The organism is Alloalcanivorax marinus (genome assembly GCF_016785095.1).
GTDB classification, from domain to species: domain Bacteria; phylum Pseudomonadota; class Gammaproteobacteria; order Pseudomonadales; family Alcanivoracaceae; genus Alloalcanivorax; species Alloalcanivorax marinus_A.
In genome coordinates this window covers 137,441-163,544 of the sequence record NZ_JAEKJB010000011.1, presented here as the reverse complement: position 1 = coordinate 163,544, position 26,104 = coordinate 137,441, and the positions used below count along the sequence as shown (strand labels likewise).

Genomic DNA, 26,104 nt, shown 5'->3' with positions numbered 1-26,104 from the left:
GACCATTCCAATAACAACCTCCCGGGCCCCACTCCTGATCACTCTGCTGTGCCTGGCCGGGCTCATCGCGATGTCATCCGGCCCGCTGAAGGCCGGCGAACTACCCTCCGGCCCCTCCGCCGGCGACATGGATCTGTCTCCGTTTTATCGCTGGGACGGCGACGTGCCGGCGGCGCCCGGCACCGTGCTGCGCGCCGAGGAGGTTGAACCCCAGGCCGATATTCCAGCCGCCGCCCATGTTCGCCGGCTGCTCTACAGTGCACCGGATCAGCGCTGGGATTCCGGCCAGGTACCGGTGAGCGCCACCCTCTTTCTGCCCTCCGCTCCGGCACCGGCGGACGGCTGGCCGATACTGGCCTGGGCCCATGGCACCCTGGGCATCGCCGATGTTTGCGCGCCCTCCTGGGCCGGGTTCAAGGGCCGCGACGCCGCCTACATCAACCGCTGGCTGGAACGGGGCTTCGCGGTGGTCGCCACCGACTATCAGGGCCTCGGCGGCCCCGGGCCCCACCCCTATTCGGTGTGGCGGGCGGAAGGGCAATCGGTGCTCGATTCGGTGCGCGCCGCCCTGGCTCTGGAACCACGCCGCCTTGCCAACCGGGTGGTCCTGGCCGGCCAGTCCCAGGGCGGCGGCGCGGCCCTCGGCGCGGCGATCCTGAGCCAGCGACAGGCACCGGAGCTGAATATTCTCGGCGCCGTGATCACGGGGCCCAACAGCACCTTTCCGGACGGCCCGGTGGCGCTGCCGCCACGCCGCTCCATGACCATGTTCCTGGCGTTCGCCACCGGCGGGTTGCGCCCGGATGGCCCGTCCCTGGAGAAAATCCTCACGCCCAAGGGCCTGGCGCTGCTGCGGGTGGCCCGCGCCGGGTGCACCGCCGACATCGCGCGCAAGGCACGGGAACTGGGTGTGGCCTCCTCCGAGGAGCTGCTCACCATCCCTGCTCGGGAGTTGGCCGCCCTGCGGGTACCGACCACCGATATGCCCCAGGCGCGCCTCCCCTTCCCCGTACTGATCGGCACCGGTCAGGCGGATCGCACCATCACGCCCGAGCGGCAGTATGCCGTGGCGGCGGCACTGTGCGCCGCCGGCAACCGGATCATCTGGCGGCTCTACCCGGGCCTGGGCCACGACGGTGCCCTGCACGGCGCTCTGGACGACGCCTTCAGGTTCGTCGAGGCGCGGCGGGCGGGCGAAACACCGCCGGCCAATTGCGATCGACTGCAACCACCGGGCCCACCCGGCGAACGCGACCCGGACGCGCCTTTCAATCATGATTAAAAACGGCCACGCCGCCACCGGAACCGAACAATGAAAAAAACCGGCTTTCGCACGCTTTCCTTCTGGCTGCTCCTGATTCTTCTTTCCGGAGCCGCCGCCGCTCTGATGCGACGATGGCATCTGCCGGCGGCGTTCATGCTCGGGCCGATGGTGGCCGGCGTGATCATTGCCTTGAGCGGCAGCGGCCTGCGCTTGCACCGCAACTTCACGCTGGGCGCGCAAAGCGTGATGGGTTGCCTGATCGCCGGCTTCATCACCCCCTCCTTGCTGGCGGTGTTCCTGGAGCACTGGCTGCTGCTGATCTCGGTGAACCTGATCGCCATGGCGGCCATCGTGGCATTCAGCATCGTCATCGCGCGGCGTCGCTGGCTGCCCGACACCACCGCCATCTGGGGTCTGTTTCCCGGCGCGGCCTCGGCCATGGTATTGCTTGCCGACACCCATCATTCCGATCCCCGCGTGGTGGCGATGATGCAGTACTCACGGATCGTGCTGGTGTCCGTCGCGTCCATCGCCATGGCCACGCTGCTGGAAAAAAACCACGGAAGCGGCCATGCCGCCGGCGCCGCCCTGCCACTGGCCTGGTCGTTCCACGGCAGCTACCTGCCGATCCTCGCCGGGCTGGCGCTGGCGCTGTTCGGCTTCGCCATCAGCAAGCTCACTGGCAACGGCACCCTGGCGCTTCTGGTTCCCGCCTTCGGCGGCACGCTGCTGCAGGGCAGTGGCCTGCTGACGATCGAGGTGCCGCCGTTCGTGTTCATCCCCGCCTTCACCATGACCGGCTGGTACGTGGGTCTGACCTTCAATCGCGGCGCCATCAAGCACTGCTTGACGCTGCTGCCGATCATGCTGTCCGCGGCGGCGGCGGTGATTACCCTGTGTGGCGTGATCGCGTTCCTGCTGGCCCGGCTGGTGCCGACCATCGATCCGCTGACCGCCTATCTGGCACTCAGCCCCGGCGGCATTGAAACCATCATCATCATTGCCCGGGAAGCGGACGTGATTCTGCCGCTGATTCTCGCTTCGCAGTTTCTACGCCTGCTTATCGTGCTTTCCATCGGCCCCAGGGTAGCCCGGTCGGTGGCTGTCCGGAGCCGGGCGCGATAAGCCACGCCACGAAATTCCGTTAGCGAATTTCGCGACAATATGGCGACAATGTTGCAGGTCACCCTTTTTTCGCTAGACTCAAATGAATTAAAACGGCGCTCGACCGTTGGGGGACCTTAATCATGAGAATCGGTCTGGTGGTGGATTCCGGTTGTGATCTGCCCAAGTCCTTTATCGATGAGCACGGCATTCTGATTCTGCCGGTGGCCATCAAACTGGGCGATCAGGAAATCGTTGACCAGCGCGATCCCGAACGCACCCGCCAGTTCTATGCCACCGAGGCGGCGGACAAGGCCCACGACGCGGTCTCCGTGCCGTTCACCATGGAACAGATCAAGACCCTGTTCCTGGAAAAAGTGGTGGTGGATTTCGACTACGCTCTGGTGCAGACGGTACCGAAAAGCCGCAGCCCGATCTTCGACAACGCCACCGAGGCGTCCCACGCTATCCTTCGCGAGTACAAACCGATTCGCAAGAACGCCGGCGTGGAGGGCCCCTTCGCGCTGCGCGTCACCGACAGCCAGACCCTGTTCGCCGGCCAGGGTGCCCTGGCCGCGGCCACCGCGCGACTGATCCAGTCCGGCATGAAGATCACCGAGATCCGCCAGACCGTGGAAGTGCTGGCCAGCCAGGCCACCGGCTACGCGGTGGTGCCGGATATCTACTACCTGCACAAACGCGCCAAGAAGCGGGGCGACAAGAGCGTCAGTTGGGCCGGCGCGATTCTGGGCAATGCCCTGGATATCAAACCGGTGCTGTGCGCGCGTCAGGACGAGACCTTCCCGGTGGCCAAGCTGCGTGGCTTTGACGCCGGCGTGGAGGCGATCTTCCGTCACGGGGCGCGCTGCATCGAGCGCGGCCTGGCGGCGCCGGTGATCTGCGTGAGCTACGCCGGCGATGAAAGCCGCATTCGTCAAATGCCGGGCTTCGACAAGCTGGCCGCGACGGCCCGGGAGCATGACGTGGCCCTGCTGCTGAGCACAATGGGCCTTACCGGCGCGGTGAACATCGGCCCCGGCGCTCTGAGCCTGGGCATGATCGTCGACGATCCCGCCTTCGAGGGCTGATACCGGAAACGGCTCACCGGAACCCCGCCGCCAGGCCCTCCCCCCGGCGGACGTCGGCGGCGGGTTTGAGGTTCCGGCGCCGCTGATCGCCTGCTTCCAGCCCACAACCCGAGTTTACGGCGCGGCGATCAGGCATCATTTTGCAGTGCACACGGTGAGCCGGCTTGCCCGTCCGTCCCCCATTTCTTGTCTCCGCGTCCCCGGAGCGATCAAAGCTGACGCAGCCAATGCTGAAAGGCCGGCCCGCCCGGCGTGGACGCCGGTGAGACGTCGGCGGCCCGGGCTTGCTCGATAACGTCGCTGGGGGTCATGGCGAAGGCACGGCGGAACAGCCGGCAGAAATGGCTCTGACTATCGAAGCCCCAGCGCAGGGCCACGTCCACCACCCGCTCGCCATTGACGGCGGCACGCCGCAGATCCCGGAAGCAACGCTCCAGGCGCTGCTCACGCACATAGGCGGCCACCCCGCCCACCGGCTGGAACAGGCGATACAACCGGCTCCTGGAACAGCCGAACCGATGACAAAGCCTGGCGGGCGACAGGTCTTCATCCAGGTGGGCGCGGATATAGGCGAGCATGGCGTCCAGCCCGACGCCCTCGAGAAGGGGTTCCTCGCCCGCCGACGGCGACACCGGCCCGCCACCGCCCGGGTCGGCGAAGGCTCCGGCCACCGCTCCCACCAGGGTGCGATTGACGCTTTCCAGATCGGCGACGGACAGGGTCGGAAGGGTTTGCCAGACGGAGAGCAGGTGGTGGCTCAGAATGGTCGTCAAAGGCCGGTTCGCGGCCAGTACCCGACCGTGGCGAAGGCGGACCCCGGGCGCCAGCTCGGCAAGCACGTCCCGGGGAATCACCACCGACAACACCCGCGATGAGGGGGCCCGGGTATCCAGGGAGCGGCCCAGATCCAGCAGGCTGATGTCGCCGGCGCCCACGCGCATCGGGCGATCACCGTTGTGCCCCGCATAGCCGCCCCGCTGATAGAACTGCACCAGCCAGTGATCACCCCCGTCCGGGTATTCACGGCCGGCGGGGCGTTGAAACGCCAGGGGCGAAAAACCGCACCAGGCCATGAACACCTCGCGCAGGTCGTAGCTTTCCACCCAGGCGTGAAATTTCCCGGTGGCGGCGGGCACGGAATCGAACAAGGGGCGCACGCTCTCCCGCCAGACCGGGAAGCGGTCCGCTCGGGGAAAGCGCTCAGCGCGAAATACGTCGTGGGACAGACCGGCCTCTTGCCGATCCACCTGCCCGGAACAAACCACCCGCCACCTCCAAAAACCGGAACCCGTTCACAAAACAGGTACCACGGTGGCGGGCGCCGTACAAGCCGGGGCGGCTTAGCGATCCCAGTCCGGGGCGAAATCCGGGTCGGCGATGCGCTCGCCCCGATCCAGACTTTCGATGATCGCCACGTCGTCTTCCTCGATGCTCAGATCCAAGGCCTCCAGATTGGCTTTCAGGTGGGCTTCCTTGGTGGAGGACGGGATCACCACGATGTCCTGCTGGTGCAGCCAGGCCAACACCAACTGAGCCGGCGTGGCGTGGTACTTATCCGCCAGCTTCCCGAGGGTCTCGTCTTCCATCACCTTGCCCACCGCCAGGGGCATGTAGGCGGTGACGGTGAGGCCGGCGCCCTTCACCGCCTCCACCACCCTGCGGTTGGTGAGGAACGGATGCACCTCCACCTGGTTGGTGACCAGGTGCTCGCCGCCGGGCAGACCGCGTGCTTTCTCAAGCTGGGCGACGGTAAAGTTGGACACGCCCACATGCCTGGCCAGGCCGCGTTGTTTGGCCTCCGCCAAGGCACCGATGTATTCCTCCATGGGCACTTCGTCGCCGGGGCTGGGCCAGTGAATCAACGCCAGATCCACACTGTCGGTGCGCAGCCGGTTGACGCTTTCCTGCAGGCTTTTCAGCAGGTCGTCGTGGCGCAACCGGTCGTGCCAGATCTTGGTGGTCAGGAACACCTCGTCGCGGGGTACGTCATGGGCGTCCAGGGCGGCGCCGACGGTCTCCTCGTTGTCGTACATCTGAGCGGTATCGATGTGGCGGTAGCCCAAATCCAGAGCCTTGTGGATGCTGCCCATCAATTGCTCGCCCTTGAGCCGGAAGGTGCCCAGCCCCAGGGACGGAATGCTTGCCTTAGCCATGTTCGCTCCTTTGCCGTTCGGGTTAATCCGTCAACGGGGTGTACCTGACGGCGAATGGAGTGGGTTTCAAGGTTGATCGCGACTGAAGTCGCTCCTACGGTGCCCATGGCTCGTTGTAGGAGCGACCGGGCGGCGTACCGCTTCAGTCGCGACCCGCCATGGCCTCCACCAGAAAATCCACGAACTGCCGCACCTTCGGCGACAGATGCCGGTGGCGCGGATAGACCACCCACACGGCGGTGTGGCCACAGGCGTACTGGTCCAGCACCGAAATCAGCGAGCCATCGTCGAGCCCGTCGCGCACGTAGTAATCCGGCAGTTGCACCAGGCCCAGCCCCTTGCGGGCCGCGTCCAGCAGCGCCAGGCCGGAATTGGCCCGCCAGTTGCCCTGCACCCGCCAGGTACGGTGCTGGCCGTCCACGTCGAAGGCCCAGTGGTCCATGGAACCGAGCAGACAGTTGTGGCCGCCCAGCTCCCCCAGGGTGTGCGGGCGTGGATGCCGGTCGAAATAGGCCGCCGAGCCGACCACGTACTCGCGACGCTCGCACAGCTTGCGGGCGATCAGCGTGGAATCGGGCAGGGCGCCGGTGCGAATCGCCACGTCGAAGCCCTCGTCGATGATGTCCACCCGCCGGTTGGTGAAGTCCATGCGCACCGACAGCTGTGGGTGGGCGACCAGGAAATCGTTGACCACCGGAGCGATGAATTTCTCGCCGAAGGTGGTGGCGCAGGTGAGCTTGAGCACACCCTTGGGCTGCTGCTGGTAGTCGCTGATGGCGGTGAGCGCTTCCTGGAAGCCGTCGAACAGCTGGGCGCAGTGTTCGTAATAGACGGTGCCGGCGTCGGTGAGGCCCAGCCGCCGGGTGGTCCGGTAGAGCAACTGAGTGCCCAGCTCCTTCTCCAGCCGCGCCACCAGCCGGCTCACATGGGAACTGGAGACGCCCAGGGCACGGGCGGCGCCGGCGAAGGATTCGTGCCGCACTACTTCGACGAAGGCCTCGATGCGGTCCCAGTGCTGCATTGTTGCCCTCCAGCAATAATCTATTGCGCCATGATGCCTTAATCCGCGCCCCGGCGCTGCTCTACCATGGACACCAATACGATATGGACCCACAGGGAGAACACCATGAAATCAAGAGCCGCCGTGGCCTGGGAAGCAGGCAAACCGCTGGTCATCGAGGAAATCGACGTGGCCGGCCCCAAGGCCGGCGAAGTGCTGGTCCGGATCGTCGCCACCGGCGTCTGCCACACCGACGCCTACACCTTGTCCGGCAAGGACCCGGAAGGGCTGTTCCCTTCCGTGTTCGGCCATGAGGGCGCCGGCATCGTCGAGGAAGTGGGCGAGGGCGTTACCAGCGTCAAGCCCGGCGACCACGTGATCCCGCTGTACACCGCCGAATGCGGCAAGTGCAAGTTCTGCCTGTCCGGCAAGACCAACCTGTGCTCCGCGGTGCGCGCCACCCAGGGCCAGGGCCTGATGCCCGACGGCACCCGCCGTTTCTCCCTGAACGGCAAGGAAATCAACCACTACATGGGCACCAGCACGTTCTCCGAGTACACCGTGGTGTCGGAAGTGTCCCTGGCCAAGGTCAGCAAGGAAGCGCCGCTGGACAAGATCTGCCTGCTCGGCTGCGGCGTCACCACCGGCATCGGCGCGGTGCTCAACACCGCCAAGGTGGAGCCCGGTTCAACGGTGGCGGTGTTCGGCATGGGCGGCATCGGCCTGTCGGTGATCCAGGGTGCGGTGATGGCCAAGGCGGAGCGCATCATCGCCATCGACATCAACGACGACAAGGAGAAGATGGCGCGGCAATTCGGCGCCACCGACTTCATCAACCCGACCCAATACAGCAACTCCATCCAGGAGGTGATCGTCGAGCTCACCGACGGCGGCGTGGATTACTCCTTCGAGTGCATCGGCAACGTCAACGTGATGCGCTCCGCCCTGGAGTGCTGTCACAAGGGCTGGGGCGAATCGATCATCATCGGCGTGGCCGGCGCCGGCGAGGAAATCTCCACCCGCCCGTTCCAGCTGGTCACCGGCCGGGTCTGGAAAGGCTCCGCCTTCGGCGGCGTGAAGGGCCGCACCGAGCTGCCCGGCTACGTGGACCGCTACATGAAGGGCGAGATCAAGATCGACGAGTTCGTCACCCACACCATGCCGCTGGATGACATCAACAAGGCGTTCGATCTGATGCACGAAGGCAAGAGCATCCGCTCCGTGATTCTGTACTGAGGCCGGTTGCTCCGTATCTTTCGAATATGACCCAGGGAGTCACCGATGACGACCTCCAATGAACTGGAACTGGTTTCCGCCAACAAGAGCTTCGGCGGCTGGCTGAAACGCTACAAGCACCACAGCAAGGTGCTGGGCTGCGAGATGGTGTTCGCCATCTTCCTGCCGCCGGCGGCGGAGGAGCATGATGTGCCGCTGCTGTGGTGGCTGTCCGGGCTCACCTGCACCGATGAGAACTTCACCCAGAAGGCCGGCGCCCAGCGGGTGGCGGCGGAGCTGGGGCTGGCGTTCGTGTGCCCGGACACCAGCCCGCGCGGCACCGACCTGCCCGGCGAGCATGACAGCTACGATTTCGGCTCCGGGGCCGGCTTCTACCTGAACGCCGAACAGGCGCCCTGGAACAAGCACTACCGGATGTACGACTACGTTACCGAGGAATTGCCGGCGCTGGTGCACGCGCACTTCCCACTCAACGGCCGCGAGGCGATCAGCGGACACTCCATGGGCGGCCACGGCGCCCTGGTCTGCGCGCTCAAGAACCCGGACCGCTACACCTCGGTGTCCGCGTTCGCGCCGATCGCCAACCCCACCCGGTGCCCCTGGGGCGAGAAAGCATTCGGCGGCTATCTGGGCGACGACCGGGAAAGCTGGAAGCAATGGGACGCCTGCGAGCTGATCGCCGCCGGCGCCCGGGTGGACGAGATCAAGGTGGACCAGGGCGACGCGGACAACTTCTACCAGGACGGGCAGCTACGCCCGCAAGCCCTGGAAGCCGCCTGCAAGGACGCCGGCATTCCGCTGACCCTGCGCATGTGCCCGGGCTACGACCACTCCTACTTCTTCATCGCCAGCTTCATCGACGATCACCTGCGCTACCACGCCCACCACCTGCGCAGCGCCTGACCGCTGCTCTCCAGAGGGCCCGCGCCGGGATCGGGTGGGCCCGTACAGGATTATCGGGTTCCCAGGGCCGGTTATTGCGGCGCCAGCGCGTCCAGCAGCAGCAGGCTGTTGGCCTTGACGGCGGTGGTGATCACCCGGCGCGGTTCGATGATTTCGAACTTGGGGTTGTGGTTCATCGGCGGCAGTTTACCCGTCGCCATGTAGGTCTTGACCACGTCCGCGGGCCCACCGCCCACTTCCATGAACAGGGTCTTGGTGTCCTCGATGCCGGCCACCAGCATGGGGAAATCCTCGGAGCCCATCACCGGCGGGAAACCGGGCATCAACGCGTCCTTGCCGAGGCCTTCGGCCAGCAGGCCCTGGGCGTGCCTGGCCAGGGCTTCGTCGTTATAGACCGGCTCGGAGTACCCCTTGAAGGTGTAGTCCGGCAGCTTGTCCTCGGCCACGCCGGCGGCCCGGGCGATGCCGTTGGTTTCCCGCTTGATCGCCTCGATCATCTGGTCGCGCACCGATTTTTCGTACCAGCGCAGGTTCAGTTTCAGCACACCGGTTTCCGAGATCACGTTGTTGGCTTCGCCGATCTGGCTGGCGCCAACGGTAAGCACCGCCGGTTTCTGCGGGTCCACGTTACGGCTTACGATGGTCTGATAAGCCATCACCGAACGGGCGCCCATCACCACCGGGTCAATGGTGACTTGCGGCATGGAGCCGTGACCACCGACCCCGTGCAGGGTGACGTCCAGCTGATCGCTGCCGGCCATGCGGCGACCGGCGCGCACCGCCACGGTGCCCGAGGGCCAGGCCGGGAAAACGTGGGCGCTGATCAGCAGTTGCGGCTTGGGCACCTTATCGTAGAGACCATCATCGACCATGGCCTGAGCGCCTTCGAGCAGTTCCTCCGCCGGCTGCGCCACCAGCACCAGGGTGCCGGACCAGTCATCACGGGTATCACGCATCACCCGGGCGATGCCCAGCAGCCAGCTTACGTGAGCGTCGTGGCCGCAGGCGTGGGTCACATGCACCTTGCTGCCGTCATCCAGGGTCACCTGCTTGCGGCTGGCGTAATCCAGGTCTGTCTCTTCTTTCAGAGGCAGGCCATCCATGTCGCTGCGGAACATCACCACCGGCCCGTCGCCGTTTTTCAGCACCGCCGCCACGCCGGTGCCACCGATGCCGGTGTGCACCTGGTAACCGAGCTTCTTGAGCCGCTTGCTGACCAGCCGGGCGGTTTCGGTTTCCTGGAAACCCAGCTCCGGATTGGCGTGCAAGTGCTTGAAGGTACTTTCGAGACGGTCCCCCTGGGCCTCGGCCAGCTCGGCGACGCGCTCTTTCAGATCGGCGGCCGCCTGGGCGCCGGCACAGACCAGCAGCAGGGCGGCCGCCAGCGGCGCCCGTAGTGACATGGAAACAGACATACACTCTCCCCTGGTGAGAATTGGACCCGGAGGTCCTGTTATTGGAATGGAGTTTCGCGAGTGAAGATAACCACTCAACCGCCATGTGCCAAGGAACAGCCCCCCCATTCACCCGGTGGGACTCCCGGTAGGAGCGGCTTCAGCCGCGATCCGGCGGTGGGGTGATGCTCAAACGCCGAATCGCGGCTGAAGCGGTACGCCGCCCGGCCGCTCCTACGGGCCTACAGAGCATCCAGGTGGCGGCGCAGGCCTTTCTTGTAGAAGGTCCAGGCCATGGCGCCGGCGAGCAGGTTGCCAGCGCCGGCGCCGATGGCCAGCCCGGTGAGCCCGCCCAGCCAGGCGCCCAGCCATAGCAACGGCAAGTAGCAGGCGAACAGGCGCAGGAAGGAAATCAGCATGGCGCGCATGGGCCAGCCCAGGGCGTTACTGGCCGATACCACCAGCATGCACACGCCGAGCAGCCCGTAGCTGGGCGGCAGGAAGCGGATCAGCCGGGTGAGGGCGTCACGTACCGCCGGGCTTTCCACCAGCAACGCCGCCAGGGGCGCGGCGCACAGCGCCACCAACAACCCCAGCAGCACCTGCCAGATCACCACCATGCGCGCGGCGGCGGCCATCACCCGCTCCACCTCTTCCCAGCGGCCGGCGCCGTAGCAGCGGCCCAGCCAGGGCGGCAGCGCCATGGTCATGCCCAGCACCAGCACGATGGAGAAGCTTTCCAGGCGGCTGGTCAGGCCCCAGGCGGCCACCGCCGATTCCCCCAGCCGCGCCACCAGGCCGGTGGCGAGCATGGCCGCCAGGGGCGGCATCAGCTGGCTGACCATGGCGGGCCCGGCGATGTGGGCGAACGGGCCGGCGGAAACGCGCACCTCCGCCAGCACCTGGTCGAGCTCCAGCCAGCCGCGCCCGCGCAGGAAGAAAGCGGTGACCAGGCCGCCGCTGACGAACGCCGCCAGCGACGCCCAGGCGGCGCCCTCCAGGCCCAGGGCCGGCACCGGCCCGAGGCCGAAGATCAGCAATGGGTCGAGGACCAGGTTCAGCAGGCTGGTGACCATCATCATGGTCCCCGGGAAGCGGGTATTGCCGTGGGCGCGGAACAGGCTGTAGCCGAAATACATCATGGCGCTGGCCCAGGAGGCGCACACCTGAATGTTCCAAAACGGCCGGATCACCTCGCGGATGCGCTCGCTGGCGCCGAGCAGGGCGAAGGCCGGGTCCTGCAATGCCCACAACAGGAACAGCAATACCGCCATGACGGCGCCGCCGCCGGTGAGCACCAGCACCCCCAGGCGCCCGGCCCGGTGTTCCTCGCCGGCGCCGATGGCCCGGGAGATCAGGGCGGCGATGGCGATGCCCATGCCCACCTGCACGCCGATGGTGAGAAACACCAGGGGGAAGGTGAACGACTGGGCGGCCAGGGGCTCGGTGCCCAGGCGCGCCACGAAGACGCTGTCGACCAGATTGAAGCCCAGCAGCGACAGGGCGCCCAGGGTCATGGGCCAGGTTTGCTGCCAGATTTGACGGGTCAGGGAGGAATCGGCGTGGCGCACGGAGGCTCCGGCGGATTACGGGAGCGGCAAGCCTAACACAGGAGGGGTGACCGCATGGACGGGGAGCATCGCGACTGAAGTCGCTCCTACAGCCCCCCCCTTGGCCTTGTAGGAGCGACTTCAGTCGCGATCATCACAGCGGCGTAAGGCGGTCCGCGAACTTTCCGGTCTCCACCAGCTCCAGGAACTCGTCGCCCAGCCGCCGGCTCTCGTCGATGGCCTGGCGCCAGGCCCGCTCGCGGGCCGGGTCGTCGCCCAGGTAGCGCTTGAAGTCGGAGCGGTCCGGCAGCTTGCCGTCCGGCAGCCGCGCCAGGTAATCCGCCGAGGGCGCCACCAGCAGGGTGCGTGACAACCGTCCGACGTCGCCCTTTCGCCAGCGCAGGGGTTTATCGAACCAGCCGGGGATCACCCGGTCGGTGAAGTGCGGATACAGCACCAGCCCCTCGCTGCGATAGGGCAGGTCCAGGTGGTAATCCAGCAGCCCGCCGTCCCGGTACACGCCGGGCGGCGCGCCGGGGATGTCGCGCACCCCCTCCAACACCATGGGAATGGCGGCGCTGGCCAGCAGTACCGCGCGCAGGTTCTTCACATCCAGGGGAATGGCATGGGTGGTGAAGTCGCGCAGCTCTTCCAGGGGCAGCTCTGGTTCGCCGGTGTAGGCAAGGCCCCGCTCCATGAACGCGCCCAGGGCGCGACGGCTGAGCAGATTGCCGCCGATCACCCCGGCCAGGCCGAGCCCCAGGCCCAGGGGGCGGTCGCCACCAATCGCGCCCCGGCTGCGGATCACCACCACCACCAGCCGGTAATCCGGGTTGGTGAGAATACGGTCGTCGCTGTCGGCGAGCAGGTCCGCCAGCATCTTCTCGCAGCGTCGCGTGACTTCCCGGGGAGTCACGCCCTTGGGAAAACGCTGGGAAGTGTACAGATCGGCCAGCCGCGCCAGCCGGTGAGCGGCGTCGCGACCGTCCCGGGCGCCGGCCACGGCGGCGAACCGCCAGCTGCCGATGGAAGCGCCGATCAGGGTGCGCGGGCGCGGCGCCCGGGGCAGGAAATCGCCGAACACGGCCCGGTCCAGGCCGGCCAGCCCCACCGCCTTGGGGCCGCCGGCGGCGCCGGGCAGGATGTCCACGTCCTCGGCGCGCAGGCCGTGATCAATAAGGTGCTGTCGAGCTTGCGCGCCAGCGCGCAATATCAGCGCCGGCTCGCGGGTATGAATGGCGGGCAAGGCGCTTCCCCCGGCTAACGGACCCGGCCATGCTAACCGCTGGTTCGGGAAACACAATGCCGAACAGGGGCGCCCTCAGTTGCGCTCCTGGGGATGGCAGTAGATCACCAGCTCGTCCTCCGCCTCGCTCTCGCTGAGCGGCGGGTTGAGCGGATCGTTCACCGCCAGGATCACGTCGTAGGTGCGGGAACCACTCAACGAGCAATCCACGCGGGCAAAGCGCTCTTCCGGGCTGACACCGGTACGGGCGACCACCAGGTTGAGACTGCCTGCATTGGTACTCTGATAATCAGTGGCCTGGCCAAGGCGCAAGCCCGTCTCGAAGTAATTGCCGGTACCCGCGTCGTTGTAGCGCAAGGCGAAACCACTGGCATCCAGATCTTCCGGATCAACCGTATTGATGACCCTGAACCGGGCCCCGGAGTCGACGTCACTGCCATCCTGCTCGAAAACGGCAATATCCGTATTAAAGCCGGTGTCACCGTAGGACACCGCGGTGTAGTTGCTGTTATTGACCAGATCGACGCGAGTACGGAACAAACGACCGCTGCTGTTCTCGCCCACCAACGAAACGCTGTTGTCATCATTATCATCGGCATCATCGATGCGGACCCGAAGTTCCGGCCCTTCATCATCGAGGGAATAACCGATACCGGAAGCACTGTCGCTGTCGTCGTCCCCGGTCAGGGAGACATCCACCGTCAACAGGCTCTGATCGGCGGCGCCGTTGCTGGTGATCTGGTTGTAATAGAACACCGAGGCGTCGGAACGCAGTGAACCGAGGCCGTCGTCATCGTCGTCCCCGCAACTGCTGGCCACGGCGGCGGCCACCACCAGCGGCGTGAAATACAACAGATTCATGATCGTCTCCCCGGGATTCCGTCCCTGTTATTCGTCTCCGGTAGGACCAATGTCCACGTCCGCCGGTTCCGTGTTGAATTCCTGAATGAAGATCTGCCAGAAGGCCACGAACAGGCCCGCCAGCAGCGGTCCCAGGGCGAAACCGGTGATCCCGAACAGCGCCAGCCCGCCGAGGGTGGAGTACAGCACCACATAGTCCGGCAGCTTGGTGTCGCGGCCCACCAGGATCGGCCGGAGCAGGTTGTCCACCAGGCCGATCACCACGGCGCCGAAGGCGGTCAGGATCACCGCCTCGGCGACGTCGCCCACGGCATACAAATACAGCGCCACCGGCAGCCAGATCAAGCTCGCGCCCACCGCCGGGATCAGCGACAGCAGGGCCATGGCCACGCCCCACAGCAGCGCCGCCGGGATGCCCAGTATCCAGAAGATGAGACCGCCCAAGGCGCCCTGCACCGCCGCCACCACCAGATTGCCCTTGATGGTGGCCCGGGTGATTTCGGCGAACTTGTTGAACAGCAGGATCTCCCGGTCGTCGCCCAGGGGCAGCGCGCGGATCAGCATGTTCACCAGCTTGGGCCCGTCGCGCAGCAGGAAGAAAGTGAGATACAGCATCAGGCCCAGATCGATGAAGAACTGGAAGGTGTTCTGGCCCACTGCCAGGGCGCGCTTGCCAAGGAACTGGCCGGCGCTCTTCAGTCCGTTGATCAGCTGCTCGCCCAGATTGCCGAATTCCACGCCGGCGCGCTCCAGCAGGTGGTAGGCGGAGGGAAAACCGGTACGGAAGGCATCGATGTATTTCTGCGGGTCCAGATCGCCCCGCTGCAGCTTCTGGTACATGGCCACGCCCTCGGTGACGAAGGAGGCGGCCACCGCCAGCACCGGAATCACCACCACCACGGTGCAGATCAGCAGCGTGGTCAGCGCCACCAGGTTGGGCCGCCCCGGCCACTTGCGCAGCAGCCTCTGCTGGGCGGGATAAAAAATCAGCGCCACGGCGCAGGCCCAGAAGATGGGCGCGAAGAACGGCTTGAGCACCCACATGAAGGCCACGCTGACCAACAGCAGCAGGGCCAGGAAGGATTTCTGTTCCAGCGGCGCGCGCATTGTTTCTCCTTGTTGGCGGGCCGGCGTCAGCCGCCGGCGCCCGGCGCGGTGACCAGAGTGCTGATCAGATAGCCGGTGTACCCCAGATAGGCGGCCAGCAGAATCGCGCCTTCAAAACGGTTGATGCGGCCCGTGCCGGCGCCCCGAAAACCGTAGCCGAACACGAACAGGGCCAGAGTGAGCGCCGCCATCACCACCCAGTCGCGGTACAGCACCGCCGGCTCGGTGGGCACCGGCGTGATGGCGCCGGCGATGCCGACCACCGCCAGGGTGTTGAACAGATTCGAGCCTAGCACATTGCCGAGCGCCAGATCGTGCTCGTTCTTGCGCACCGCCGCCAGAGCGGAGGCCAGCTCCGGCAGGGAGGTTCCCACCGCCACCACGGTCAGCCCGATGATCAGATCGCTGACCCCCAGGGATTCGGCGATGAACACCGCCCCCCACACCAGCAACCGGGAACTGACCACCAGCAGCACCAGCCCGGTAACCAGCCAGAACAGCGCCCGGCCCAGAGGAAGAGGCTGCGCCTCCAGTTCACCTTCCACGCCGCCGCCCAAGGGGTCGCCCTGGCCGCTCATGCCCTGATACACGGACCAGCCCATCAAGCCGGCGAACACCACCAGCAACACCGCGGCATCCAGGCCGCTGACCTGGCCGTCGAGCAACTGGTAGCCGGACAGTACGGTAATCACCGCCAGCACCGGCAGTTCCCGGCGCAGCACCGTGGATTGCACGGCGATCGGGCTGATGATCGCGGTGACGCCGAGGATCAACGCAATGTTGGTGATGTTGGAGCCGTAGGCATTACCCAGGGCCAGCCCCGGATTGCCGTCCAGGGACGCCAGCGCCGAGACCACCATTTCCGGCGCGGAGGTACCGAAGCCGATCACCAGCATGCCGATCAGCAGGGTCGGCATGCCCGCGTGGCGGGCGGTGGCGGAGGCGCCGTCCACGAACCGGTCGGCGCTCCAGATCAGAATCACCAGGCCGGCGATCACCGCCCCTATGGCAAGGCCCAAAATATACCTCCAAAAACCATGCGGCCTCGGGCCGCTACTCTTTTCTGTAAAGGCGGGCGCGCACGTCACCGCCGTCCTTTTCGCGCAACAGTTCCCAGCCGTCCGGCACCGCCGGGGCGTCCGCCTGACGCCGGGACTCCACGTAGATCAGGGCATCGTCGGCGAGCAGCCCCAGTTCCTCCAGGGCCGCGCAGGCCGGTTCCGCCAGCCCCAGATCATAGGGCGGGTCGATGAACACCAGATCAAAGCGCTCGCTGCTGCGCGGCAGCCACTTGAGGGCGTCCGCGCAGCGCACCCGCACCCGCTCGCCGAACAGCGGCTCCAGTTGCCGGCTCAGGTCGGCGCAGCGCTCGCGCTTGCGCTCCACCAGCACGGCGTGGGCGGCGCCCCGGCTGAGCGCTTCCGCGCCGAGGGCACCGGAGCCGGCGAACAGGTCCAGCACCCGGGCACCGGGCACGTCCGCCTGCAGCCAGTTGAACAGCGTTTCGCGCATGCGATCCGAGGACGGCCGCAGATCGCCGCGCTGATCGACGAAGTGCAGCCGGTGGCCGCGCCGCTCGCCGCCGATGATCCGGATCTGGCCCCTACTGGTCTTGCCCCTGGGTTTCATTCTTCCCGCCTTGTGGCAGACGCGGCGCCTCCGGGCCGATGCTGACGATGGCCAGCCGGTCGGCGTCGAGGGCACGCTGGAACGCCTCGCGAATGTCCGCCACCGTGACCGCCTTGACCTGCCGGTTGAAGCGCTGGAGATAATCCAGGGGCAGATCATAGAAGCCGATGGCGCCAAGCTGGCCGATGATATCGCCGTTGTCGGCGGTTTCCAGTGCCCGGCGGCCAAGAATGTTGGCCTTGGCGTTGTCGAGCTGTTCCTGGGTGGGGCCGTTGGCGATGAAGTCACGCAGGATGCCCATGGTCAGCCCCAGGGCCTGGTCGGCGTTGTCGTTGGCGGTCTGAAGCTGCAGGCGGAAGGGCCCGCCGCCGGCCATCGGCTGGAAGTAGCTGGACACACCGTACACATAGCCGTGCTTCTCGCGTACCTCCTGGGTGAGCAGGGAGGCGAAACCGCCACCGCCGAGAATGTAGTTGCCCACATAGAGCGCCGCGTGGTCCGGGTTGCCGCGCCAGGTGGCCTGGCCGCCGATCAGGATGTGGGTCTGGTTGGACGGGAAGGTGAGGTGCTCGGTGACCCGCGCGGCGGGTTTTTCCGCGCGCGGCATCTCCGGCGCCGGGCCGCCTTCGGGCAGTGCCGCGCTGAGCTCGGCGGCGATCGCCTCGGCCCGCTCGCGGCTGACGTCACCCACCAGGGCGATGACCGTGTTGCCGGCGGCGTAATAGCGCTCATGGAAGCGGCGCAGATCTTCCCGGGTAATGCCGGGCAGGCTCTCCAGGGTGCCGGAATCCGCATGGCCGTAGGGGTGATCACCGAATACCACGCGCTGGAAGGCCTTTTCCACCTGCGGGCCGGGCACCTGCTTTTCCATCTTCAGCCCTTGCAGGGCACGGGTACGCAGGCGATCCAGGGCATCCTGGGGGAAAGTGGGCTGGCCGATCACCCGCGCCAGCAGATCCACGGCGTCATCGCGCCAGGCCGGCTTGGACAGGGTGCGCAGGCTGATCACCCCCATGTCCTGATAGCTGCCGGTGGAGAAGCTGGCACCCCGATCCTCGAACCCACGGGCGATGTCGTCCACGCTCAGCCCCTCGGCGCCTTCGCCGATCAGGGCACTGGTCAGGGAGGCCAGGCCGGGCTGGTCGCCGTCACGGGCGCCGCCGGCGTGCATCACCAGGCGCACATCCAGCATCGGCAGCGCCTCGGACGGCACGAACAGCACCTTGGCGCCCTGATCGGTTTGCCAGGACTGAATCGCCAGCTCCGGCGCCGCCGGTTCCGCCTGGCTTACCTGCCGGGCGCTGGTGGGAAACCCGGCGCAACCGGCCAGAGCCAGAGTGCAGAGCGTCGCGACGACCATCTTCAGGGGACTGTGGGCTGCCATCTTCATTGCTGCTCCTCCGGAATCACATGGGCCACGGCGCGGCGTTCGGCCACCAGCCAGTCACGGGCCGCCTGTTGCACCTGTTCGGGGGTCACCTTCGCCAGGTTGTCGTCGAACTGCTCGGCCAGGCGCCAATCCACGCCCAGCACCGACAGGCGGCCCAGCTCCATGGCCTGGCCCATCACCGAATCACGCTGATAGACCTGGCCGGCCAACACCCCGGCACGCACCCGGTCCATCTCCTCGGCGCTGGGGGGCTGTTCAGCGATCTTGCGCACTTCCTTCTCGAACGCGGCCTCCAGGTCATCCAGGCTGACGCCCGGGTTCGGGGAAGCGCTGAAGGTAAAGGTGCCGTTGCCGCGCTGCAGGCCGTCGTAACCGGCGCCGGCGCCGGCGGCCAGGCGCTGGCCGCGCACCAGATTGCTTTCCACGCGGGCACTGAGGCCACCGTCCAGCACGCCACCGAGCATGGTCAAAGCGTAGAAGGTAGCCGGGTCCTCGGCGGTGGTCAGGGAGGGCACGTTATAAAGCATGTAGAGCGCCGGCACCCGCACCGGCAGCCGCAAGGTCATGCGCCGCTCGCCAGCGGGCGGATTCAGCGTCGGCTCCGGACGCGGCGGGGTCTCGCCGGCGGCGATGGCGCCGAAGAACTTTTCCACCAGGGGCCGGGCCTCGGCCTCGGTGACATCACCGGCGATCACCAGGGTGGCGTTGCCGGGCACATAAAAGCGTCGGTACCAGCTGCGCGCCTGCTCCGGCTTGAGCTGGGCAAGCTGGTCCCGCCAGCCGATGATCGGGTGAGCATAGCCGGTGCCGGGCCGCGCCACCGCCTGGAATTTCTCCCAGGCCAGGGCGGTGGGCTTGTCGTCGGTGCGCTGGCGCCGCTCTTCCATCACCACCTGCAGCTCGCGCTGGAAGTCCTCGTCCTCGATGCGCAGGTTCTTGAGCCGCTCGGCTTCCAGTTCCAAGGCCAGCGGCAGCCGCGAGGCCTCGTACTGCTGGTAATAGGCGGTGAAATCAAAGCTGGTGAAGGCGTTGTCGCTGCCGCCGAAGCGCGCCACGGTGCGCGAGAATTCACCGGGGGCCAGATGCTTGCTGTTGCGGAACATCATGTGCTCAAGCAGATGGGCGACGCCGGTTTCGTAGGGCGCCTCGTCGATGCTGCCGGCCTTGAACCAGATCATCACGGTGACCACCGGAGCGCGATGATCCTCGCGCACCAGCACGTCCAGGCCGTTATCGAGCTGGAATTCATGGGTGGGCAGGTCCGCCCGCGCGGTCACCGCGACCAGGCTCAACGCCAGGGCGATCCACAGTTTTTTCATGCGTTTTCCTCTGAACGACCGGGGTCAGGGAACCGGCGATTATGATGGTTAGCCCCCGCCGACACGAGCCGTCGGCGGCCATAACCGGGTAGGACTGATCGGACGCCGGGAAGGTTCCGGCGCCGGGGGCTCAGAGCACCGGCGGTTCGGAGAGAGGAAACTGACGCAGCAGGGTTTCACGCACCACCCGGGCGATGCGCGCCAGGTGATCGTCTTCCAGGCGCTTCACCCCCAGGCGCCGGATCAGCGTGGTGCGGTGCACGCCGAACACGATGGCCTCACCGTACAACGCCTGCACTTCGATGATCACATCCGGATCGGTTTCCGGTTTGCCGCGCAACGGCCCCACCAGACGCGCCATCAACTCGTGCACCGGCTGGATCAGTTCGTCGTACAGGATGTCCATGGCGGCGGTGGGCTGCATCTGCTCGCGCAGCAGAAAGTAGCCGATCTCGTACTTGTCGCGCTGAGCAAGAATCTTCTCGAGCAGGGCGCCGACCAGCAACGCCACGTCCTCGCGGGCCCGGGCCAGGTCGGTGACGCCATCGGCGTGGCGATCACGCACTTCCACCACGGCGTGCTCCATGGCTGGACGCACGGTTTCCACGATGCGCCAGGCCACCGCCCGATAGAGCCCTTCCTTGGACTGGAAGTGGTAGGGGATGGCGGCCAGATTGGCCTTGGCGGCGTTGGCCAGGGCCCGGGTACTGACGGCGTCGAAGCCCTGACGGCTGAACAGGCGCAGGCCAGCGTCGATCAGCCGCTTGCGGGTAGCTTCGCTGCGCGCGGATTCGCCGCGGGCATGCCCTGTGGAGGAGGCGGATTCAGGGCCCGTCGCGGGCCCGGTGCCGGGCTTGGCCATGCTGGGTTCCGGTGGCGTGAAAAGGCCAATATTAATTCAATCGATTGATTTTGTCATTGGACTGTTCAAGAATGTTGCCCGACTTCATCGGGAGGCGTTTCATGCCCAGTTCCCTTATCCCCGTTCGCCGCTGGCGGCGCCCCACGCTGGTCGCGCTGATGGCGCTGACGCTGGGCGCCTGCGCGGTGGGCCCGGACTTCCAATCGCCGGCGGACGAGCTGGCCGAGGATTACCAGGTGCGCGCGCCGGTCGGCGAGACCGCCCGCACCGACGGCCCCGGCGGCGGCGCCCAGAGATTCACCGAGGGCGCGCCCATCGCCGCCGACTGGTACCGGCTGTTCGGATCCCCGGCGCTGGACGCGTTGATCCGCCAGGCCATGGAGAACAGCCCGTCGCTGCGCGCCAGCCAGGCCAGCCTGCGCCAGGCCGCCCATCAGCTGGAGGCGGTGTCCGGCTCCGACCTGCCCGACCTGGATCTGTCCGGCGGCGCCACCCGCCAGCGTTCCAATGGCGCGCGGATCGGCCAGGACAATCCCATGTTCAACAACGTCTTCAACCTCTACGAGGCAAGGCTGGCGTTGAGCTATGACCTGGATCTGTTCCACGCCTCGGACCGGGAAACCGAAGCCCAGGTGGCCCAGGTGGCATACGCACAAAACCTGCTGCGCGGCAGCATGCTGACCCTGGTGGACAACGTGGTGGTGACCACGGTGCGGCTGGCCGCCCTGCGCGACCGGCTCGCCGCCAGCGAGACCATCGTGCGCCTGCAGCGCGATCAGGCGGAACTGCTGAGCGAGCAGGAACAGGCCGGCTCCGTGGCCTACGCCGACGTGCTGCGCGCCCGCGCGCAACTGGCCGACAGCCAGGCGCAACTGCCCACCCTGCGCCACGATCTGGCCACCACCGAACATGCCCTGGCACGGCTGGTGGGCGCCGACCCGTCCACCTTCCGGGCGCCGCCGCTGTCACTGGCGGACCTGAACCTGCCGGCGGAGTTGCCGGTCAGCCTGCCCTCCGAACTGGTGCGCCAGCGTCCCGATATCCTGGCGGCGGAAGAACAGCTGCACGCCGCCAACGCCCGGGTGGGCCTGGCCACCGCGCGGCTCTATCCCAACCTGAATCTCACCGCCAGCCTGGGCTCCGTGGCCAACCACGGCGACGCCCTGTTCGAACCCGCCGCCAAGGTCTGGAGCCTGGGCGCCGATCTCACCGCGCCGCTGTTCCACGGCGGCACCCTGCGCGCCAACAAAAAAGCCGCCCAGGCGGCCTGGGAAGCGGAGTACGCCCACTATCGGGACACCGTGCTGGGCGCCTTCGTGCAGGTGGCCGACGTGCTCGACGCCATCCAGCGCGACGCCGACGGCCTCAATGCCCGCGATCACTCCCTGGAAGCCAACCGCGACAGCCTGGCGCTGGTGCGCAAGCAGTACCGGGCCGGCGCCGCCGGCTATCTGGACGTGCTCAGCGCCGAGCAACGCTACAACCAGGCGCTGTTGTCGCGCATCGACGCGGTGCGCCAGCGCTACGTGAACACCGCCGCGCTCTACCACGCCCTGGGCGGCGGCTGGTGGAGCGCCACCCCCGAACGGAACGACCGGACGGCCGCCGCGCCGACCGCCCCCTGAACGCCGGAGACCTTTCATGGCCGAGCACGACACCTCCACCCACCCGGACCACACCGCGCCTCAACCGTCCGGCGACAGCCCCACCAACAATGACAGCCCCACCGACAACAACGGCGGCAAACGCAAACGCCTGCTTCTGATTCTCGCCCTGGTGGTGGTGATCGCCGCCGCCGGCTACCTGGCCTACTGGCTGCTGTGGGGCCGCTTCCACATCACCACCGAGGACGCCTACGTGGGCGGCAACGTGGTCAGCGTCTCGCCCCAGGTGAACGGCACCGTGGTATCGATCCACGCCGAGGACACCGACCGGGTGGCCGCCGGCGACCTGCTGGTCACCCTGGATGACACCGACGCCCGCGTGGCCCTGGAACAGGCCAAGGCCAACCTGGCGCAGACCGTGCGCGAGGTGCGCCGGCTGTTCGACCAGGCCGACCAGCTCAACGCCACCGTGACCCTGCGCAAGGCCTCCCTGGAGCAGGCTCGCCGCGACTATCAGCGGGCCCGGGAGCTCAAGCAGGTGCGCGGCATCTCCACCCAGGACTTCCAGCACGCGGAGACCGAGCTGGAAACCGCCCGCGCCTCCTATCAGGAAGCCCGCCATCAACTGGCCGCCAGCCGCGCCGCGGTGGCCGGCACCAGCCTGGAGGATCATCCCCAGGTGCTGCGCGCGGAAGCGGACCTGCGCCAGGCCTGGCTGCGCCTGCAACGCACCCGCATTCTGGCGCCCACCGACGGCTATGTGGCCCAGCGCGGCGTGCAAGTGGGCCAGGAGGTGCAGCCCGGCGGCAAGCTGATGGCGGTGGTGCCCCTGGACCAGGTGTGGGTGGACGCCAACTACAAGGAAACCGAACTCACCCATGTGCGCATCGGCCAGCCGGTGGAACTGACCGCCGACCTGTACGGCGACGACCACGTCTACCACGGCAAGGTGGCCGGGCTGGCCGCCGGCACCGGCAATGCCTTCGCGCTGCTGCCGGCGCAGAACGCCACCGGCAACTGGATCAAGGTGGTGCAGCGGGTGCCGGTGCGCATCCGCCTGGACGGCGACGACCTGCGCGATTTCCCGCTGCGGGTGGGGCTGTCCATGGAAGTCACCGTGGAAACCCGGGACCGGGACGGCCGCACCCTGGCCGAGGCGCCGGTGTCCGGCGCCCGCTTCGAGACCGACGTGTACCGGCGCGACCAGAGCGAGGTGGACGCGCTGATCGCCGACATCGTGGCCGCCAACCGGGGCGGCGATGACCGTGCCTCCTGAGTCCCGCGTCCACCAGGAGAACCGTCATGGCCGTTGATTCCGTCCGCGCCGGCACCCCGGGGGCGCGCAACAACGTGAGCCCCTGGGTAATCGCCCCGGTGGTGGCCATCGCCGCCTTCATGGAGGTGCTCGACATCTCCATCGCCAACGTCGCCCTGCTGCACATCGCCGGCGGGCTGTCCGCCACCCAGGACGAAGCCACCTGGGTGCTGACCTCCTACACCGTGACCAACGCGGTGGTGCTGCCGATCAGCGGCTGGCTGTCCAACGTACTCGGCCGCAAGCGCTTCTTCATGATCTGCATCGCCGGCTTCACGGTCACCTCCCTGGCCTGCGGGCTGGCGCCCACCCTGGGCACGCTGATCCTGTTCCGTTGCCTGCAGGGCATCACCGGCGGCGGCCTGCAGCCGGTGTCCCAGGCGATCCTGTCGGACGCCTTCCCGCCGGCCAAGCGCGGCATGGCCTTCGCCATGTACGGCATCGCCGTGGTGTTCGCGCCGGCCATCGGGCCCACCCTGGGCGGCTGGATCACCGACCATTTCTCCTGGCGCTGGGTATTCCTGATCAACCTGCCGGTGGGGCTGATTCTGATTCCCCTGGTGCAGGCGCTGATCCGCGACCCGGATTACATGAAGGAAGCGCGCCACAAGCGCGGTGGCAAACGGCCCCGGGTGGATCTGATCGGCTTCAGCCTGCTGGTGGTGGGCCTGGGCGCCCTGCAGATCATGCTTGATCGGGGCCAGCAGGACGACTGGTGGCATTCCGGCTTTATTCTGGCCATGACCTGCCTGGCGGCGGTGGGGCTGATCGCCTTCCTGATCTGGGAGTGGTACGACAAGGACCCGATCGTCGATGTGCACCTGTTCCGCAACCGCAACTTCGCGGTGGCCAACCTGTTCATGATGATCCTGGGCTTCGTGCTGCTGGCCAGCACCGCGGTGCTGCCGCTCTATGTGCAGGAACTGATGGGCTACACCGCCACCCAGGCGGGCCTGGTACTGACCCCCGGCGGCATCGCCATCATCTGCCTGATGCCCTTGGTGGGGCGGCTGGTGGGCAAGGTGCAGACCCGCTATCTGATCGGCTTCGGCTTCCTGGTCAGCGGCATCGGGCTGTACACCATGACCGGCTTCAGCCTGGAGGCGGACTACAACACCATCATGCTGGCCCGGGTGCTGCAGGCTTCGGCGTTGGGTTTTCTGTTCATCCCGATCAGCACCGCCGCCTACGACGGCCTGCCGATGGAGAAATCCAACGACGCCTCGGCGATCATCAATCTGGCCCGCAACCTGGGCGGCAGCATCGGCATCTCGCTGGCCACCACCCTGCTGGCCCGGCGCAGCCAGTTCCATCAGTCGCGGCTGGCCGAGGAGATCACGCCCTACAACCCGGCCTACCAGGACCAGATTCATCAAATCGGCCAGGCCACCGGCGCCGGCGACCTGGCCAGCCACGGTATGCTGTATCAGGACCTGCTCAACCAGGCCAGCATGCTGGGCTACCTGGACGTGTTCAAATTCATGGCGATTCTGTTCCTGTGCATGGTGCCGCTGGTGTTCATCATCCGCCGTGGCGTGGCCGGCCAGGGGGCGCCGGCCGGGGCGCATTGAGGGGAGCGCTGGCACGCTGGCACGCTGGCACGCTGGCACGCTGGCACGCTGGCACGCTAAACCCTGACCTGAAAGGTAAGGTGTGTTTACTGCATGCGCGGCAGAAAACACGCCATGGATCTCCGCAACGGGTCTGGCGTGTAAGCGTGTAAGCGTGTTGCGTGTAAGCGTGCAAGCGTGTTGCGGCCCCCCGGCGTTTTTTGCCCGCCCCCATGGTGGTAGCATACCGACCGCCCCGCATTCGACCCCACAGGACCCGACCCGATGAACGACGACGCCCGCGACGACGATCGCAACGAGGAAGCGCAGAAAGGCGGCTTCTTCTCGCGCATGTTCCGGCGCAAGCCCGAGGACAAGCCGGAGCCGGCGCCGTCCAGCGACCGGGCGGAGCCCGATAGCGACACGCCGGCGGAACCCGGGTCACCGGAACCGGCCCCAGCCGAGCCCGCGTCCTCCGAACCGGCCCCGCCGGAACCGGTGCGCGCCGAACCGGCCACCCCGCCGGCGCCCGTCGAGCAGCCCGCCCCCGCCCCGGAGTCCGCCGGCGAAGGCGGCGGCTTCTGGTCGCGCATGAAGCAGGGCATGAGCAAGACCAGCAAGAACCTGGGCAAGGGCCTGGCGGACCTGCTGGTGGGCGCCAAGGAGATCGACGACGAGATCTTCGAGGAGATCGAGACCCAGTTGCTGGTGGCGGACGTGGGCGTGGAGGCCACCGACACCATCATCGGCAACCTCACCGAGCGGGTCGGTCGCCAGGAGCTGGTGGACGCCGACGCCCTCTATGAAGCCCTGCAGGAAGAACTGCGCAATCTGCTGGTGCCGGTGGACCGCCCGCTGGAAATCGACACCTCGAAAAAGCCCTATGTGATTCTGATGGTGGGCGTGAACGGGGTCGGCAAGACCACCACCATCGGCAAGCTGGCGTGCCGCTTCAAGGCCGAGGGCCGCGGCGTGATGCTGGCCGCCGGTGACACCTTCCGCGCCGCCGCCGTGGAGCAATTGCAGGTGTGGGGCGAACGCAACGACATTCCGGTGGTGGCCCAGCACACCGGCGCGGACTCCGCCAGCGTGGTCTATGACGCGGTGCAGGCGGCCCAGTCGCGGGGCGCCGACGTGCTGATCGCCGACACCGCCGGGCGCCTGCACACCCGGGGCAACCTGATGGAGGAGCTCTCCAAGGTCACCCGGGTGATGAAGAAGCTGTCCCCGGAGGCCCCCCACGAGGTGCTGCTGGTGCTGGACGCCGGCACCGGCCAGAACGCCATCAACCAGGCCGAGGAGTTCCGCGATACCGCCGGTGTGACCGGGTTGGTGCTCACCAAGCTCGACGGCACCGCCAAAGGCGGTATCCTGTTCGCTCTGGCCAAACGCACCGGGCTGCCGATCCGCTTTATCGGCGTGGGGGAACGCCTGGAGGACCTGCGCCCGTTCAACGCCGAGGAGTTCGTGCAGGCGCTGTTCGAGGACGTCACCGCGTAACGCTTGCATACACCACGCTGACACGCACC

Annotated in this window: 22 protein-coding genes; 9 read left to right on the top strand and 13 right to left on the bottom strand. The window is 67.1% G+C overall.

Annotated features, from left to right (window positions below; genetic code table 11):
• Window positions 1-70: 70 nt before the first annotated feature.
• The 3 genes from JF515_RS16385 (at window position 71) to JF515_RS16375 (ending at window position 3,456) form a co-directional block, all read left to right on the top strand.
• On the top strand, window positions 71-1,282 hold the full coding sequence (locus tag JF515_RS16385) for a lipase family protein (protein WP_203105539.1): 1,212 nt from the start codon (window positions 71-73) through the stop codon (window positions 1,280-1,282).
• Between the two features lie 30 nt (window positions 1,283-1,312).
• A complete protein-coding gene (locus JF515_RS16380) occupies window positions 1,313-2,389 on the top strand; it encodes an AbrB family transcriptional regulator (RefSeq protein WP_203105538.1) in 1,077 nt (358 codons plus the stop codon).
• A gap of 122 nt (window positions 2,390-2,511) precedes the next feature.
• Window positions 2,512-3,456: a DegV family protein gene (locus tag JF515_RS16375; RefSeq protein ID WP_203105537.1), complete on the top strand. Its 945-nt coding sequence runs from the start codon at window positions 2,512-2,514 to the stop codon at window positions 3,454-3,456.
• A gap of 209 nt (window positions 3,457-3,665) precedes the next feature.
• Here JF515_RS16375 and JF515_RS16370 read toward each other — a convergent pair whose 3' ends face one another.
• The 3 genes from JF515_RS16370 to JF515_RS16360 form a co-directional block, all read right to left on the bottom strand.
• Complete coding sequence (locus tag JF515_RS16370; protein WP_203105536.1) at window positions 3,666-4,604, bottom strand: helix-turn-helix domain-containing protein; 939 nt, start codon at window positions 4,602-4,604, stop codon at window positions 3,666-3,668.
• 192 nt (window positions 4,605-4,796) lie between these two features.
• Window positions 4,797-5,609, bottom strand: coding sequence for a 2,5-didehydrogluconate reductase DkgB (gene dkgB / locus JF515_RS16365; RefSeq protein WP_203105535.1), 813 nt, complete (start codon window positions 5,607-5,609; stop codon window positions 4,797-4,799).
• A gap of 142 nt (window positions 5,610-5,751) precedes the next feature.
• A complete protein-coding gene (locus JF515_RS16360; RefSeq protein ID WP_203105534.1) occupies window positions 5,752-6,630 on the bottom strand; it encodes a LysR family transcriptional regulator in 879 nt (292 codons plus the stop codon).
• A 105-nt stretch (window positions 6,631-6,735) separates the two neighbouring features.
• On the opposite strand from JF515_RS16360, the gene JF515_RS16355 reads away from it, so the two are divergent.
• Together JF515_RS16355 and fghA are read left to right on the top strand one after the other, a co-directional pair.
• Complete coding sequence (locus JF515_RS16355; RefSeq protein WP_203105533.1) at window positions 6,736-7,845, top strand: S-(hydroxymethyl)glutathione dehydrogenase/class III alcohol dehydrogenase; 1,110 nt, start codon at window positions 6,736-6,738, stop codon at window positions 7,843-7,845.
• 45 nt (window positions 7,846-7,890) lie between these two features.
• Entirely contained in the window at window positions 7,891-8,748 is an 858-nt protein-coding gene (gene fghA, locus JF515_RS16350; RefSeq protein ID WP_274380708.1) for an S-formylglutathione hydrolase, read from the top strand.
• Window positions 8,749-8,819: 71 nt separating this feature from the next.
• Here the strand turns inward: fghA and JF515_RS16345 are convergent, their stop codons facing one another.
• The 10 genes from JF515_RS16345 to JF515_RS16300 form a co-directional block, all read right to left on the bottom strand.
• Entirely contained in the window at window positions 8,820-10,163 is a 1,344-nt protein-coding gene (locus JF515_RS16345) for an amidohydrolase (RefSeq protein ID WP_203105532.1), read from the bottom strand.
• A gap of 221 nt (window positions 10,164-10,384) precedes the next feature.
• On the bottom strand, window positions 10,385-11,659 hold the full coding sequence (locus JF515_RS16340; RefSeq protein ID WP_203105677.1) for an MATE family efflux transporter: 1,275 nt from the start codon (window positions 11,657-11,659) through the stop codon (window positions 10,385-10,387).
• A 187-nt stretch (window positions 11,660-11,846) separates the two neighbouring features.
• A complete protein-coding gene (locus JF515_RS16335; RefSeq protein ID WP_203105531.1) occupies window positions 11,847-12,938 on the bottom strand; it encodes a patatin-like phospholipase family protein in 1,092 nt (363 codons plus the stop codon).
• 75 nt (window positions 12,939-13,013) lie between these two features.
• Window positions 13,014-13,799, bottom strand: coding sequence for a DUF4397 domain-containing protein (locus tag JF515_RS16330; protein ID WP_203105530.1), 786 nt, complete (start codon window positions 13,797-13,799; stop codon window positions 13,014-13,016).
• Window positions 13,800-13,826: 27 nt separating this feature from the next.
• Window positions 13,827-14,906: an AI-2E family transporter gene (locus JF515_RS16325; RefSeq protein ID WP_203105529.1), complete on the bottom strand. Its 1,080-nt coding sequence runs from the start codon at window positions 14,904-14,906 to the stop codon at window positions 13,827-13,829.
• Window positions 14,907-14,932: 26 nt separating this feature from the next.
• Window positions 14,933-15,925 (bottom strand): calcium/sodium antiporter, encoded by a 993-nt coding sequence (locus JF515_RS16320; protein ID WP_203105528.1) that lies wholly within the window; start codon window positions 15,923-15,925, stop codon window positions 14,933-14,935.
• A 34-nt stretch (window positions 15,926-15,959) separates the two neighbouring features.
• Window positions 15,960-16,535, bottom strand: a complete 576-nt coding sequence (gene rsmD / locus JF515_RS16315) for a 16S rRNA (guanine(966)-N(2))-methyltransferase RsmD (RefSeq protein WP_203105527.1) — start codon at window positions 16,533-16,535, stop codon at window positions 15,960-15,962.
• The gene (locus tag JF515_RS16310; RefSeq protein WP_238401127.1) at window positions 16,510-17,925 is read right to left on the bottom strand and encodes a M16 family metallopeptidase; all 1,416 of its coding nucleotides are present in this window, start codon (window positions 17,923-17,925) and stop codon (window positions 16,510-16,512) included. Before JF515_RS16310 ends, rsmD begins: the two co-directional genes overlap by 26 nt.
• Window positions 17,922-19,244, bottom strand: a complete 1,323-nt coding sequence (locus tag JF515_RS16305; RefSeq protein WP_203105526.1) for a M16 family metallopeptidase — start codon at window positions 19,242-19,244, stop codon at window positions 17,922-17,924. The genes JF515_RS16310 and JF515_RS16305 overlap by 4 nt, the downstream gene beginning before the upstream one ends.
• 130 nt (window positions 19,245-19,374) lie before the next feature.
• Entirely contained in the window at window positions 19,375-20,106 is a 732-nt protein-coding gene (locus tag JF515_RS16300) for a CerR family C-terminal domain-containing protein (protein ID WP_203105525.1), read from the bottom strand.
• Window positions 20,107-20,207: 101 nt separating this feature from the next.
• On the opposite strand from JF515_RS16300, the gene JF515_RS16295 reads away from it, so the two are divergent.
• The 4 genes from JF515_RS16295 to ftsY all read left to right on the top strand — a co-directional run bounded on the left by JF515_RS16295 (window position 20,208) and on the right by ftsY (window position 26,075).
• Entirely contained in the window at window positions 20,208-21,731 is a 1,524-nt protein-coding gene (locus JF515_RS16295) for an efflux transporter outer membrane subunit (RefSeq protein WP_203105524.1), read from the top strand.
• Between the two features lie 16 nt (window positions 21,732-21,747).
• Window positions 21,748-22,986 (top strand): efflux RND transporter periplasmic adaptor subunit, encoded by a 1,239-nt coding sequence (locus JF515_RS16290; protein ID WP_203105523.1) that lies wholly within the window; start codon window positions 21,748-21,750, stop codon window positions 22,984-22,986.
• 26 nt (window positions 22,987-23,012) lie between these two features.
• Complete coding sequence (locus JF515_RS16285; protein WP_203105522.1) at window positions 23,013-24,596, top strand: DHA2 family efflux MFS transporter permease subunit; 1,584 nt, start codon at window positions 23,013-23,015, stop codon at window positions 24,594-24,596.
• Between the two features lie 264 nt (window positions 24,597-24,860).
• A complete protein-coding gene (ftsY, locus tag JF515_RS16280) occupies window positions 24,861-26,075 on the top strand; it encodes a signal recognition particle-docking protein FtsY (RefSeq protein ID WP_203105521.1) in 1,215 nt (404 codons plus the stop codon).
• The last annotated feature ends 29 nt before the right edge of the window (window positions 26,076-26,104 follow it).